At 41.5% G+C, this 14861-nt stretch carries 11 protein-coding genes; 3 read left to right on the forward strand and 8 right to left on the reverse strand.

Annotated elements, in window-relative coordinates; translation table 11 throughout:
- Positions 1 to 34 precede the first annotated feature (34 nt).
- Positions 35 to 814 (forward strand): MBL fold metallo-hydrolase, encoded by a 780-nt coding sequence (locus tag MPH60_RS16335; protein ID WP_241590737.1) that lies wholly within the window; start codon positions 35 to 37, stop codon positions 812 to 814.
- 35 nt (positions 815 to 849) lie between these two features.
- On the opposite strand, the gene MPH60_RS16340 is transcribed toward MPH60_RS16335, so the two are convergent.
- From MPH60_RS16340 to MPH60_RS16355, 4 genes are all read right to left on the reverse strand, one after another.
- Positions 850 to 1893: a LacI family DNA-binding transcriptional regulator gene (locus MPH60_RS16340; protein WP_241590638.1), complete on the reverse strand. Its 1044-nt coding sequence runs from the start codon at positions 1891 to 1893 to the stop codon at positions 850 to 852.
- Between the two features lie 332 nt (positions 1894 to 2225).
- The gene (locus MPH60_RS16345; RefSeq protein WP_241590639.1) at positions 2226 to 3875 is read right to left on the reverse strand and encodes a glycoside hydrolase family 13 protein; all 1650 of its coding nucleotides are present in this window, start codon (positions 3873 to 3875) and stop codon (positions 2226 to 2228) included.
- A 79-nt stretch (positions 3876 to 3954) separates the two neighbouring features.
- The gene (locus MPH60_RS16350) at positions 3955 to 5490 is read right to left on the reverse strand and encodes an alpha-amylase family glycosyl hydrolase (RefSeq protein ID WP_241590640.1); all 1536 of its coding nucleotides are present in this window, start codon (positions 5488 to 5490) and stop codon (positions 3955 to 3957) included.
- A gap of 150 nt (positions 5491 to 5640) precedes the next feature.
- Positions 5641 to 6891 (reverse strand): sugar ABC transporter substrate-binding protein, encoded by a 1251-nt coding sequence (locus MPH60_RS16355; protein ID WP_241590641.1) that lies wholly within the window; start codon positions 6889 to 6891, stop codon positions 5641 to 5643.
- Positions 6892 to 7254: 363 nt separating this feature from the next.
- On the opposite strand from MPH60_RS16355, the gene MPH60_RS16360 reads away from it, so the two are divergent.
- Positions 7255 to 9006, forward strand: a complete 1752-nt coding sequence (locus tag MPH60_RS16360) for a glycoside hydrolase family 13 protein (protein ID WP_241590642.1) — start codon at positions 7255 to 7257, stop codon at positions 9004 to 9006.
- Positions 9007 to 9049: 43 nt separating this feature from the next.
- Here MPH60_RS16360 and asnB read toward each other — a convergent pair whose 3' ends face one another.
- On the reverse strand, positions 9050 to 10897 hold the full coding sequence (gene asnB, locus MPH60_RS16365) for an asparagine synthase (glutamine-hydrolyzing) (protein ID WP_241590643.1): 1848 nt from the start codon (positions 10895 to 10897) through the stop codon (positions 9050 to 9052).
- Between the two features lie 285 nt (positions 10898 to 11182).
- On the opposite strand from asnB, the gene MPH60_RS16370 reads away from it, so the two are divergent.
- A complete protein-coding gene (locus MPH60_RS16370; protein ID WP_020018810.1) occupies positions 11183 to 11749 on the forward strand; it encodes a DUF2777 domain-containing protein in 567 nt (188 codons plus the stop codon).
- Positions 11750 to 11806: 57 nt separating this feature from the next.
- Here MPH60_RS16370 and MPH60_RS16375 read toward each other — a convergent pair whose 3' ends face one another.
- The 3 genes from MPH60_RS16375 to MPH60_RS16385 form a co-directional block, all read right to left on the reverse strand.
- Complete coding sequence (locus tag MPH60_RS16375; protein WP_101224146.1) at positions 11807 to 12148, reverse strand: YisL family protein; 342 nt, start codon at positions 12146 to 12148, stop codon at positions 11807 to 11809.
- 134 nt (positions 12149 to 12282) lie between these two features.
- The gene (locus MPH60_RS16380) at positions 12283 to 13464 is read right to left on the reverse strand and encodes a DUF418 domain-containing protein (RefSeq protein ID WP_241590644.1); all 1182 of its coding nucleotides are present in this window, start codon (positions 13462 to 13464) and stop codon (positions 12283 to 12285) included.
- Positions 13465 to 13496: 32 nt separating this feature from the next.
- Positions 13497 to 14771 (reverse strand): MFS transporter, encoded by a 1275-nt coding sequence (locus MPH60_RS16385; protein ID WP_241590645.1) that lies wholly within the window; start codon positions 14769 to 14771, stop codon positions 13497 to 13499.
- Positions 14772 to 14861 lie beyond the last annotated feature (90 nt).

The raw sequence follows: 14861 nt of genomic DNA on the forward strand, positions 1-14861 counted from the left end.
TGAATGGGAAGGAGTGGGGGCATTTTTGAAAAATATTGTAGATCCATGGTTCACCGTTCAGGAATTGGACTCAAAAACGTTTGCAATCAGTGAATATGGTCATTGGGAGAAAGTTCATTCCTTTTTATTACTTGGGGAGACCCGGGCTGCGTTAATCGACACAGGGTTAGGCATCGGTTCGATTAAGAAGATTACAGACCAGCTTACCGATCTTCCTGTTATCGTCCTGACCACACACGTTCATGTGGATCATATTGGCGGTCACGGTGATTATGATACCATTTATGTTCATGGTGATGATGCCAATTGGCTGATCAACGGTATTGAAGGTTTGTCCTTGGAACAAATAAGAAAGAACATGGCCCGGGATATCACTATACCCGTACCGGAATCATTCGATCCTTTTACATACAAGCCATATCAGGGGCACCCTGATAGGCTCTTATCGGATGGAGACACGATCGATCTCGGGAACCGTAGTTTAATCATTTATCACACGCCTGGACATTCACCTGGCCATATCTCAATTTTGGATAAGGAAAAAGGTTATTTATTCACTGGCGACCTGCTTTATTCAGATACTCCCGTTTATGCATTTTATCCCTCGACGAGCCCTGAAGACCTTGTTAATTCGTTAGAAAAAATCGCAAAGATCAAGGCCATCTCCAAAATCTATGGCGGACACAACCAACTCGGCCTCGAACCAAGGATTCTTGAGGAAGTTCTTGCAGCCGTTCAATATCTTAAAGAGAATAAATTAGTCAGACACGGAACGGGTGTACATGCATTCAAAAGTTTCAGCGTACATTTCTAGCAAAAAAAAGGCATTGCTCTGCAATGCCCTTTTCGTCAATAAGTCATGGCCATTGCACCTTGCTTGATCGATCTGCAGGAATGCCTTTCCACGAAATGATGTGGAATGATGGTCCCGGCAGGAGCATCCCCAGTCTGCAGCATGTGAATGATGCCCTTGGCGGCCTGATATCCCAAATCAAAAATATTAATATCTACGGAAGTCAGGGCTGGTAATGACAGCTCAGAGAAAAGAACGTTATTGAAGCTGACGATTGACATTTCTTCAGGAGTGCGCACGCCCATCTCGCGAAGTGAATGCACGATGCCAAGTGCCATGAGATCATCACTGACTACCAAAGCGGTAGGTGGTTCATTGATGGATAATAACCTTTTGGCAGCGGCTTGTCCCCCTTCATGCAAAAAATCTTCATGCAGGGTATATTCCATCCTTCGATCGATTCCTGCCCTCTCCAAGGCCCGTTCATATCCTGATAAGCGATCAAGGGTCATTACAAGGGTTACATCACCTCCGATGAATCCAACCCTTTCATGCCCTAGCTGTATGAGGTAATCCGTTGCCTGTTCGGCTGCCAAGACATTATCATTATCAACATATGTTATCTCCTCGGTGTAATCATAGGGCTTCCCAATGATTACAAATGGAAAAGCCCTTTCTCTCAAATAGGTCAGAATGTGATCATTCATCCTTGAATACATCAGGATTATTCCATCCACCATCCCCCCCTGCACCATATTCACTACTCCTTCGTAGAGTTCATCTTCAGTTTTTCCTGTGCTTAGCAACAGGGAATAGTGGTTTTCCTGGGCTCCCTCACTTAGACCTTGGAGGATCGTCGGAAAAAAGGGATTTTGATAATAATCATTTGACGAACTTGGCATTACCAAACCAATGATCCTGGTTGATTGATTGGCAAGACTACGTGCAATGAAGTTTGGATGGTATCCTAATTTAGTCATCGCCTTCCGTACCCGTACCTTTGTTTTTTCACTTATCCGAGGATTGTTTGCAATCACTCGAGAAACTGTTGAAGGAGCAACATTCGCTAGCTGTGCCACATCTTTTATTGTGATGGCCATGCATTTCCCCTCTCCTCTCTTAGCCTTTATTGACTTCATTTTTAAAAAAGGTGAATACCAATAAACACTTCTTTAATATTTGTTTTATATTTATACATTTTGTATGTATTCATAATACACTCAGTTCAATAGTTATATCCATACTTTTTTTAATGTTTGTTCAATTTTTCAGAAAATACTTACTTTTCCGTTATTTTCATCTGTGTTTTGAAATTCAAAAAGAAGCTGATGTATGATCAGCTCCTTAAAAAACGACAGGTGTATTGGAAAATAAGAAGTCAGACGACTAACTACATAGGTTTTAAGCTAATTTCCAATCAAGTCCATCGCAATCAATAACGATAAATCCTCGTTTCATATGGACGTAAATCAATAAGGGACACCTCAGGGCAATCGTCATAATTAGCTAGTAAAAGTTCCATTTTCCCCCAATAAGAAAGGTCGATTTGATGGTGATTCATACTAAAGTTACATACTACCATGACTGAATTATCATTCATATTCCTTGTATAAATATAAAGTTCAGGGTGATCTTCCCATAACAATTCATATTCCCCATAAACGAGGACCTGATGTTTTTTTCGAAGTTCAATCATCTTTTTATAAAAATGATAAATGGATGACGGGTCATTTTTCTGCAGTTCTACATTAATGGCGCGATAATTTGGATTAACCCTCATCCAAGGTGTTCCATTTGTGAATCCGCCATTTTCAATATCGTTCCATTGCATCGGTGTTCGTGAATTATCACGGCCGCTATGCCATATAATGTTCATGATTTCATCATGAGGACGACCTTTCGAGGTCTCTATCCGGTAAAAGTTTTTCATTCCGACATCATCATAATCATCAATCGAATCAAATTGGACATTCGTCATGCCAATTTCCTGACCTTGATAAATAAAAGGTGTCCCTTGCATGAAAAAGTATAGGGCCCCTATCATTTTTGCGCTTTCCAACCAATATTGATGATCATTTCCCCAGGTGGATACACTTCTCGGCTGGTCATGATTTTCAAAAAACAAAGCATTCCACCCTTTATTTTTCAGCCCCTTTTGCCATTTGGTCATTGTACGCTTTAACCCTTGAACATCAACATCGTGATTCTGTCCCCTATTCCAAAGCCCAAGATGTTCAAATTGAAAGATCATATTGAACTTCCCATTCGATTCTCCGACCCATTCTTCCGCCTGCTCAATCCTGACGCCATTGGCCTCACCGACCGTCATAATATCATACTTAGAGAAAGTCTCTTCTTTCAACTCCTGAAGGTAATCCAGAATCCCGTCCTGATTAGTATGCATTTCAAACGCTGGTACATACTGATGCCAATAAGGATTGGGCATATCCGGAAGGCCTTCACGCTTATGAATATGCGTGATTGCATCAATCCGGAAGCCATCGATTCCCTTATCGAGCCACCAATTGACCATTTCATATAACGCCTTTCGCACATCAGTATTTTTCCAGTTTAAGTCTGGCTGCTTTTCGGCGAATAAATGTAAGAAGTATTGATTGGTCCTTTCATCGAATTTCCAGGCACTTCCTGAAAAGATGCTTTCCCAATTATTAGGCTCACGGCCGTCCTGCCCATCCCTCCATATATACCAATCCCGTTTCGGATTATCGCGGGAAGAACGTGACTCGACAAACCAGGGGTGCTCATCACTTGTATGATTCAAAACAAGATCGAGTATCACCTTCATCCCACGTCCGTGAACATCTTTCAATAACAGATCAATATCTTCGATTGAACCGAATTCATCGGAAACTGCTTGATAATCACTAATATCATAGCCATTATCCGCATTGGGCGATTTATAAAATGGACAAATCCAAATAACATCTATTCCCAAATCCTGCAAGTAGTCAAGCTTAGAAATCAATCCTTTTATATCCCCGATTCCATCACCATTACTATCCATGAAACTGCGCGGGTATATTTGATAGCAAACCGCTTCTTTCCACCAGGTCTTATTCATGCTGTAACCTCCCGATCCTGTTTTCCACAAAGCCTTAGGGACAATGTTTGGCGGCTACCGACAATCGAGAGGCATATGATTATTTTGGCTGGTTCCGTTTTGAACGCTTAATAACCAAAGCAATGAATATACCAAATATAAGAAGAACCAATCCTATAACTAACAGGTAAGGAATATTAATAATCGACTTAGGTGACAGCGTGTAGACTTCTGTCGTCTCCCTGTCGATTACGATAGAGTAACTGTTGTCCTTACTGCGGACCAGATCCCCATTCAGCATACCTCTCAACTCTTTATTGCTTTCAAGTTCCTTATCAGTAAGGTTTATCGTTTGAGTTTCAGTCGTATTGTTCATGGCGACGACAACCGTTTCTTCACCATATACACGCTTGAATACCGAAGCTCCCCCTTTTTCATATAAAAGCTCCATATCCCCTTTTTTCAATGCTGGGTACATGTCTCTGAGGTCAGAAAGCTTTGTTATATATTCCACCAATTCCTGCTCTGTCTTAAAATTCATCAACTTATGATTATCCGGGGCAATATCGCCGTTCAAGGCAATTTCCGATCCATAAAATACGATTGGCACCCCTGGCATCGTATATAGATACGACAGCGCCATTCTCCATCTGGAACCTGGGTTTTCGTTATGGTCGGCTGCATCCTTTGTAAACCGAGGCATTCCCTGCGTATCCATGAACAAAGCCTGATGGGCATTGCCCCCTAATTCATCTTCGCTTTTCGCAAACGCATCAAAAACAGGTTTCAATTCTTTATCGGGTGCAGCAAATGCTTCCCGTAGCTCTGAATTTTGCGGATAAGCCATAAAAGCATCGATACCCGTCTCCTTGTAGCTAGAGATCAATTCGGCATCACCTTGTACATCGCCGATTGTATAGAAATTTGATTTTTCAGATTTAACTACTTCCACAAATTCCTTCCAAAAATCCTTCGCTACGTATTGGACTTTATTTATACGGTATCCATCAATGTCCGTTTCCGTTATCCACCATTTGGCAGCATCCAGTAAATATTTTCTTGTTTCCTCATTTTCTTGATTCAAATCGGGAAGACCGTCGATCCAGCCTGTTTCCAAATCCGGTTGGCTATCGTCCTTGGAAATCTTTTTTTCTTCATGGAACCAATCTTGTTTTTTTGGATCGGTCAGCCAAGTGGAGTCAGGACCCACATTATTTGCTTGAAAATCAATGATCACCTTCATATCGCGTTTATGTGCCTCATTCACGAGTTTTTTAAACTCTTTCATTGTCCCATAGTGTTTATCCGTTTTATAAAAATCGGCCACCCAATCGCCATGATAGCCATTTTCATCATTAGCGAAAATCGGTGAAAGGATGATAGCGGTATAACCCATATCTTTTAAATAATTAAGTTTCTTCGTCACACCTTCGAAATCCCCCCCATTAAACGCGGAAGGGTCATTCACGTTCGCATCTCCATTATTTTGAGTATTCCCATCGAAAAATCTGTCGACCAATAATGAATATACGATTTCATCCTTCCAAGTTCGTTGTTCTTTTTCAGCTGCTCCTACTGGAATGGCGTAAAAAAGAAGCAACGGAATTAAAGCGAGTGATAACACTCTTTTTCTCATAACCGCTCTCCTCCTAGCTATCTCTTTACGCCTTTAAGATTAGCCTTTTGCCCCCTTAACGTCAAATCCAATTTATAAAAAACTTTACACTAAAGGGACAAATTGGGGATACTGGTTATGGTTTCTGAATTGGAAAAAGGCAGAAAATGATTAACGTTCTTTTTTTATCGTCTTGACCGCTTTATCCAAGGCCTTTTTTGGTTTTGCTTTTTGAGTGGTCATTTCATCCATGGCTGAATCCATCGGCCCCCATACCTTATTCATTTCCGGAATATTCGGTACTGGTTCTGCGTATTGTAATTGTATGCTTAAGGCTTGTGCCCTTTCATTTTCATTGATTGCGGCATTATGTTTGATTGATTTATTCGGAGGGATTTCCCCTGTTAAATCATAACGCTGCATTGCATGATCATCATTAGTCAAATATTCAACTAACTTCGTAGACCAATAAGGATGTTTTGTGAATGCTGTTACATGCCAGCCTTTGATTTTCATGAACGTTCTCATTGGCTTGCCATTGGGCAATTCGGGCATGGGGGCGATTCCTGTATCCTTCCGCTCGGTAAATGAGTTCCCGTCACTCATGATAGAAGCCAAATTCCCTTGTATGAACAACTTTTCGATCGCTGCCTTGTCGCCTTTGGGTATCAAACCAGCCCTATACCACTTTTGGATGTATGCAGCCCCTTTTATGGCACCCTTATTATTCAAACCAATGTCGGAAGGGACTAGTTTTCCATTCTTATCTTTAAATATATAACCTCCCATTCCAGCGATCACTCCATACGAATCATGGAAATCATTCCATTTGGCGTAGTAACCATGAACGTTACCCTTTCTTAAGTCCTTCGCCATTTTATAAAGGCCATTCATCGTCTCAGGAGCCTTAGCCATCAATTTTTTATTATAAAATAAAACGGATGTGTTTACGGATTTCGGCAAGCCAAATACCTTATCCTGATACATTTCTCCCCTAATTGAAGGTTCAATGAAGGCATTCAATACTTCATCTTTCACCTTCACTTCCTGAATTAAGCCTTCCTTCACGATTTGCCCGACTCTTTCATGAGAAAAGGTTACGACATCCGGAGCCTTTCCGTTTCCGATTGGCCCATCACGACGTAGCCGCTCATACATCTCGGTAGTTATTTCAAGCTCTTCATGCTCAACGTTGATTCCATATTCTTTTTCAAAAGCTTCAATCACCGGCTTTAGGGCCTTCGCTTTACCTTTTTCCTCCCAAATGATCAATTTTTCCGGCTTCGCTTCATTGCTGGCTTCGTCTTCTTTTTTCTTATTTTCTTTCACTGCTTTATTTTCCAAATCTGAACTGGAACCACAAGCACTTACACTAACGATCAAAAACATGGACATGAACAAATGAAAAATCAGCTTCTTCACTTTGATTCTCCTTTTTAAAATGTTTATTCTATCATGTCCAAAAGTACCAAATAATACTGTTTTTTCAATTAGTGCTTCAAATAAAGCCACTTAATGAAAGCGATGCCAAAGCTATTGTTATCATTATATGAACGGCTTTGATTTTTACAACATTTTCCTTGGCGTATTTATTTCCTTGTAGTGTTGAAAACTTTTTGTTATTTTTTAGTTAATAAGTGCTTCTTTCAATTGAAATAGGGTATATAACCATATTGAAAAAGCACTTAACCTGGCTAGTGCAGCTTCATCGAGATCCCCCTCATAAACAGCTGGTAGTTTCCTTTTTCACATCCTCAAATACTTATAGAATTGGAGTGGTTTTAAATGGAATTTTCATCCATACACCATAGACCTAATGACAATTACGGCTATCCCATCAACACTGAAACCCTACATATCCGCCTACGTACGAAAAAACAAGATATCTCCTCAGTTGGATTGATTTTTGGTGATCCATACATATCAGATAATGGTCAATGGCAGTACGAGGAACTTCCTTTGAATTTATCAGGCAGCGATAACCGTTATGATTACTGGCATATTTATGTGAAACCTCCTTACCGAAGAATTCGATATGGGTTCAAGGTAACCTCGGAAGAAGAAAGTGCATTTTACACTGAAAAAGGCTTCTTTAAAGAAGCCCCCCGAGATCCCGGATGCTATTTCGCGATTCCCTATCTACATCAAAATGAAGTGTTCGGGGCACCGGAATGGGTCAAGGATACAATTTGGTACCAAATTTTCCCTGAACGTTTTGCGAACGGAAACCCCGACAACGATCCGGAAGGTGTGAAGCCCTGGGGAAGTGAAGACCCGGCGGTGGATAATTTTTTTGGCGGGGACTTTGAAGGAATCATTGAACATTTGGATTACCTAGAGAATCTCGGCATCAACGGAATCTATTTCACACCAATCTTCCATGCCCACTCCAATCATAAATACGATACGATTGATTATCGGAGTATCGATCCGCAATTCGGAACGAAGGAAACATTGAAAACGCTCATAACCGAATGCCACAAACGGAATATCCGGGTCATGCTGGATGCCGTTTTTAACCATAGCGGCTACTATTTCCCCCCTTTTCAGGATTTACTCAAAAAAGGAGAGAAATCGAAATATAAGGATTGGTTCCACCCACACAGCTTCCCACTTAAGGGAGGGGAAAGGCCCAATTATGAAACATTCGGTTTTTTTGAATCGATGCCAAAATTGAATACGGCAAATCCGGAGGTGAAAGAATATCTTCTCGAAGTCTCGGCTTATTGGATCAAGGAGTTCGATATAGACGCCTGGCGGCTCGATGTGGCAAATGAAGTCGACCAACCATTCTGGCGGGAATTTCGAACAACGGTGAAAAATATAAAGCCTGACCTTTATGTTCTTGGGGAAATTTGGCATGACTCAATGCCATGGCTTCGCGGCGATCAGTTCGATGCGGTCATGAATTACCCTTTTACCAACCAAGTTTTTCGCTTGGTCGCTTCACAAACCATCAATGCACGCGAGTTCACAGAAGAAATGACAGCCATTTATCACAGTTATCCGACCAATGTTTTTGACGTGACATTCAATCTTCTTGGAAGCCATGATACACCGCGGATTTTCACGGATTGCGGGGAAGATCTAGCTCGAGCCAAGCTCATCCATGCAATCCTGCTGACATTCAATGGCAGCCCTTGTATATACTATGGCGATGAAATCGGCTTAACCGGTGGCATGGATCCAGGGTGCCGAAAATGCATGGTCTGGGAAGAAGAAAAACAAAACACCGAGCTGCTCAATGAAATTAAGGCATTGATCTCCTTGCGAAAAGAAGAACGATTGCTTGCCAATGACGGGAAGTTCAAATTCCTTGATACAGCCGGAAACGAAAATATCGTGGCCTACCAAAAGTATAATGAAAAACGTACTGTCGTGATCCTCATCAATCCGACGGATGACCAGCAAACCTTCACTCTTCCTTTTGATTTGGAAGGACGTACACTAACGGATTTAAGAACAAAAGAAACCACACAAGTTGGCAAATTTGAATTGAGCGGTTATCAATATAAAATTCTCGCAATCAATCATTGAGGCAATGAAAACGGGGCAATGAAAATCATCCGCCCCGTTTTTTTCATTCGATTATTTGGATATCATATTCTTTGAACCATACATGGGTTTGTGCCAAGTGAGCGAGCAGCTGTGGACCTGACATCAATTGCCCGAACCATGGCACTTTAAAAGCGGCACCCTTGGAATCTACTATATCGGTTAGCTTCTGCTTATCGAAAAACTCATGCAGCACCGAATTTTTATCCTTCAGTAAGTCTTTCAACCATGCCTGCACACGGTCTGTATATATAGGGTTATGGGTTTTTGGATATGGACTTTTTTTACGATACAATACTTCATCCGGTAAGAGCCCCTCCAAAGCCTTCCTTAGAATACCCTTTTCACGGTTGCCTTCCATTTTCATTTCCCAAGGAATGTTCCATGCATATTCAACAAGGCGATGATCGGCAAATGGCACGCGCACCTCTAGACTTGCCCCCATACTCATCCGGTCCTTCCGGTCAAGAAGGGTCGTCATGAACCATAATAAATTCACATAGAAAAGCTCTCTCCGCTTTGCTGCTACACCGCTTTCCCCTTCCAATTTAGGCGTTTCGGCAAGGGTGGTCAAATAAGCTTCCTGCGCATATTCCTCAAGCTTCAATTTCTCGCGCCATCCCTTTTTCAATAAAGATACCCGCTCCCCTGTCGATCTCATCCATGGAAAACCAGCACGATTCAAATCATCCTCACGATGAAACCAAGGATAACCGCCAAAAATTTCGTCTGCACATTCACCGGATAGGCCTACGACAAAATCCCGCTTGATTTCCTTACAAAACCAAAGTAAGGAAGAATCGACATCCGCCATGCCTGGGAGGTCCCTTACAAGGACAGCTTCCGTTAAATAATTTGTCAACTGCTCTTGAGTGATGATCGATGAATGGTGAACCGTGTTAAAACTATCCGACATCTTTTTAATCCAATACCCATCAGAGTTAGGCTGGAAATCATTTGCTTTAAAATAGCGCTCATTATCCTCATAATCAATGGAATACGTATGCAGCGACCCTTTCCCTTCTTTCTGATAGGCGTTTGCAGCAATGGCTGTTATCGCGCTTGAGTCAAGCCCTCCTGATAAGAAGGTACAAAGCGGAACATCTGATACAAGTTGCCTTGTCACTGCATCTTCGACAAGATATCGAACCTTCTCGGCCGTCTCATCAAGAGTATCCCGGTGTTCTTCACTTTTCACATTCCAGTATCTCCAAATCCGGAGGCCTTTCCTTGATAAGGTAAGCGCATGGGCAGGCCTTAATTCCTGGATATTATGAAAGACACCTGAACCTGGCTTTCGGGATGGACCAACACCAAAAACCTCAGACAGCCCTTCGCGGTCAATCTCCGTTTTAACATCCGGATGGGCCAGAATCGCCTTCAGCTCCGATCCAAAAATGAACCCGCCGTCCCTTTCCGCATAAAAGAATGGTTTTACCCCCATGCGATCTCTTCCAACGAATAATTTCTGTTCCTTTTCATCCCAAATCGCAAACGCAAAAATCCCATTGAACAAGTCAATGCATTCTTCTTTCCATTCTATATAAGAAGTTAGCAAAACTTCTGTATCAGAATGACCGTTAAATGAATATCCTTTTAATAATAGCTGTTTACGAATATCCTCGGTGTTATATAGCTCACCATTATAACAAAGCGTATATCTGCCGTTTTCGTGATTTTTCGTCATCGGCTGTTTTCCGCCTTCCGCATCGACAACCGTTAACCGTTTATGACCAAAGGCAACATGGGCTTCGCTCCAAACATTTTCTTCGTCTGGCCCCCGCTTTGCCAACGTTTTTGTCATGTTTTCCAGCGTTTTCGTTTCTGTCCGTAAATCTTTTTGAAAATGCACCCAGCCTGTTATCCCACACATTTTACACTTCATCCTTTCTATCCGGACTATCAAAAATATATTGGCTCCCTGTCTTAAAAAGATTTACAGTCCCTAAGTATCGCTCAGCATCATTCCGTAGGACCCCCTGCCAACAACGCCCGGCGTTGTTAATGAATTGTTGAGCAAAGCATCCCGTGTTTAAACATAGCCTATGCAAAGACGGAAAGATGGTTATTTGTCCATAATATTTTAAAATATACAGTTATATTTTCATTGGATTTTGACTAAAAAGTAGGTGAGGATTCCACTATTGGAGGTATATGTATGAGTCAGCAACAACGAACGAAGTTAATGAACAGGCAAACAAGAGCTTTTACCGAAGGAACAGTGGAAAATATCAATCAACAATGGATTTTTTTCGATGATGAAACAGATGAGGCCTGCTCCATTGAAGACCACGTTGACAGCATCATTGAAGTGTACAGGGGTGGGCGCTGGCAGCAAGGAGTAATTGAAGAAGAGGGAAAAATCCTGCTTCACCGGGAAATCACCTTCTTAAGGGAAAATGAGCCCATTCGGATACGCAAAAAACTGCTTTACTCTTTTGAACGTTTATTGGAAGAATTGAACGACGATTCTTTTTTCCAATTTGTAACGACATTGAATTCACTTGATTTTTCTATTTATGATTGTATATATAGCTATAACCAGCTCACCTTTTTAAGGGCCGTCCCAAACCAGTCCGGCGTGAATTTCTTCACCTTTGATAACGAGAGCCAAATTTGTCTCGTTCAGCATCACTTTTCTTACGGGAAAAAGGATCATGATCGTTTTGAATTCACCCTGAACACCGGAAAAAGGATCGTCATTGAGAAAGTGAATTCTCAATAACGGGTAAAAGAAAACGGGTAAATGAGATTCCCTCATTTACCCGTTTTTAATTCTTTATTAAAAAAAGTCCATTCCTTGTGGCAGCGAAAGTCCTAAATAAAGGACGAATACAAGCGCTACGATAAACAATGTCCACATGGCACTTGTGCTTTTTCCTTTTTTCGTACGGACCAGCACCATTTCCATCGCCGCAATCACGATGATTCCGACAATCATTTTCACTGCGTAAGCACCAAAATCAGTGATCAGCATGCCCCCAGTAAGGAAAATCAATAGATAGAACAACCGTGTTATCATATGTAGCATTTTCGCTTTCGGGTTTTCACCTTTAAGCATCGAATATGTGACAAAGAAAAGAATGATTCCGATAACCCAAGCTGTAATATGCATATGTGTCATTTTTTTTGCCCCCTCGTTCAGTTTCCATTTCATCATATCATAGGCTTTTACAAAAAAACAAAACTAAGGATCCACCTGAATAGGTAAAACCAACAATTTAATGAACATCATTTACATTTCTTCTTAACTGGTCCCTACTTGCGCATAACCGGCTTTTTACCATATGTAAAAAAACGCCATATATATTCTACCGGCCCGTAATTAAACAGACCCATCCACAATAAGGAAAGCAGAATTTGCAGGCAAAACAGGGCTATTAGGAAAACAAATCCTGTCGTATAAGAAACTGATCCATATAAACCAAGCCCATATGAATAAAATATGGCCGTACATACCATCGATTGGAACAAGTAATTGCTCATCGACAACCTTCCGATATACGAAAACGGGTGTAATAGGCGGGAAGCACCTGCCCGCTCCGCCAAAAGTGCGATTGCCGTGATATAAAAAATCGTAAGTAACGGTCCTCCCAAATAATCCTGCACGAATATCGTACCAAAATGGTATACCGTCACATATGGCAGAATCTTAATGGACATGCCCAATAACAAACTTACAATCGATATCATTTTCAATTGTCGTTTATATTGGGTTGGATTTTGGAGAAAGCCTTGTTTGGCAACGCCTGCTCCCATTAAAAAAAACGGAAAAATCGATAAAAAAAGGATAATGGCATTAAAGGGGTTGTTCACCATATACCAATCCAGCGCCCTTTGACTCATTATTTCCGTAAATGTACCAGATTGATAAACTTCCAATGACTGTTTCATCATCTCCGAATCAGTCGTGATTGCCACCGCATCCCCTTCAAAAATGCCCATTATAAGAAATAGTGAACCCAATATCGCAAAAGGCAGGACATAACATACCGAGCCTAGCAGAATTAAATTCCTGCCCTTCATCTTATAAAAAAACAAAAAGGCAAACCCAAATACAGCATAATTAATGAGGATGTCCCCATGCCAGATGAAAAAAGCATGAATGCATCCAAGTGCCAGGAGGAAACTTAGCCTTTTCATATATAGCAAAGGAAATGAAGTACCCTTTTCTTCACTCCTTACAGCCAGTATGATTGCCCCGAAACCGAACAGAAAGGCAAATAACGGATAAAAGCTGGCCTGTGCGACAATATCACTGAATATATACAAAATCCTGTCCCATCCTCCAGTCCACCGCTCGGCACCATCTATGTACAAGAGCGGCGAGTGGAAAGAAGGCATATTCACTAAAAAAATCCCTAAAATGGCTAATCCACGTAAAATATCGATGCTTACGATCCTCTTACTTTCCTGCATTGGTGCCATCCTGCCATTCATAGGTACACCCTCTTTCATCCATAGAGATTTTTCTATAACTCCATTGCACCATCTTTAACTTCCGTGACCGCTTTTTGCTTTTTTATCAGTATGACAAACAAGCTGCCCAATAAGCAAAAGATTCCTGCAAGGAAGAATGCCCATGTATAGGAGTTGAATATTTTGAAGATAAGCCCTCCACCGTACGCCGCCACTGCTGCACCGACCTGATGGGCCGCGAATATCCACCCGTATACGATCCCGCTTTTCTCCATGCCAAAGACTTGCCTTGAAATGCTTATGGTCGGAGGAACGGTGGCAATCCAATCCAATCCATAAAAAACGGAAAAGATGATCAATAGGCCGATTGAGCCTTCATTTAGCGCAAAAGGAAGTAATACGAGGGAAGCACCCCTTAGAGCGTAATACCAAAACAACAGCCAACGGTTATCAAAACGATCTGATAACCACCCGGATACAGTCGTACCAATCAAATCAAAGATTCCCATGAAAGATAGCAGTGATGCTGCCGTCACAACCGGTAAACCAAAACTAATGCAGTAAGAAATGAAATGTGTACCGATCAAACCGCTCGTTGAAAGTCCGCATATAAAAAAGCTTCCTGCCAATAACCAGAACTCCTTCACCCTCACTGCTTCAATCAACGACTGAAAGGCCATGGCGATGGGATTTTTCTTTTGGACTGTAACAGCCTCCTGATTTTCCTCTTCTAATCCATATGGAAGAGTGCCCACTTCCTTCGGATGGTTTTTCATGAACAAAAGGATGATTGCCAGCATGAGCAAGCTAAGGACCAAAATTAATCCAATCGCCCATCTCCACGAGTAATTCTCAATGATGATGGCTAAAACCGGAAGTAAAATGAGCTGACCTGTGGCCGTACTTGCCGTGAGTATCCCGACTGCCAGTCCCCGCCTCTTCTCGAACCAACGATTTGCCACATATGGGCTCAATACCGTTAAAAACACTCCAGAACCCAATCCAATGATAATTCCCCAAATTAATATGAGCTGCCATTCATGCTCCATGAAAAAAGTGAGGAAAATCCCTGCCAATAAAGTGGACATGGCCAATACCATCATTTTCTTCAATCCAAGCACTTCAATTAGAGCGGCCATGAATGGACCCGATAATCCATAAAGAAACAAACTTATCGCGAAGGCTAAAGAAATGACGGACCGGTCCCACCCGAACTCATTTTCAAATGGAACGATGAATACTCCCGATGATGACCTAACGATTCCGGCTACAATAATCGAGAAGAATGTTATGATTAAAATAACCCAGCTATAATGTATACGTTTCAATGCTCTCCCCCACAATCCAAGACTCTTGCAATAAACAGGATGAAAAAATGAAAATTATAATAATTTCAAATATTTTATTATAGTAACACT

Source organism: Peribacillus sp. Aquil_B1 (genome assembly GCF_022603275.1).
Taxonomy (GTDB): domain Bacteria; phylum Bacillota; class Bacilli; order Bacillales; family DSM-1321; genus Peribacillus.

Excerpts from the sequence above, each read along its gene's own strand:
- MPH60_RS16340 (WP_241590638.1), bottom strand. The coding sequence starts at position 1,893 with ATGGCCATCACAATAAAAGATGTGGCACAGCTAGCGAATGTTGCTCCT.
- MPH60_RS16345 (WP_241590639.1), bottom strand. The coding sequence starts at position 3,875 with ATGAATAAGACCTGGTGGAAAGAAGCGGTTTGCTATCAAATATACCCG.
- MPH60_RS16350 (WP_241590640.1), bottom strand. The coding sequence starts at position 5,490 with ATGAGAAAAAGAGTGTTATCACTCGCTTTAATTCCGTTGCTTCTTTTT.
- MPH60_RS16360 (WP_241590642.1), top strand. The coding sequence starts at position 7,255 with ATGGAATTTTCATCCATACACCATAGACCTAATGACAATTACGGCTAT.
- asnB (WP_241590643.1), bottom strand. The coding sequence starts at position 10,897 with ATGTGTGGGATAACAGGCTGGGTGCATTTTCAAAAAGATTTACGGACA.
- MPH60_RS16370 (WP_020018810.1), top strand. The coding sequence starts at position 11,183 with ATGAGTCAGCAACAACGAACGAAGTTAATGAACAGGCAAACAAGAGCT.
- MPH60_RS16375 (WP_101224146.1), bottom strand. The coding sequence starts at position 12,148 with ATGACACATATGCATATTACAGCTTGGGTTATCGGAATCATTCTTTTC.
- MPH60_RS16380 (WP_241590644.1), bottom strand. The coding sequence starts at position 13,464 with ATGAATGGCAGGATGGCACCAATGCAGGAAAGTAAGAGGATCGTAAGC.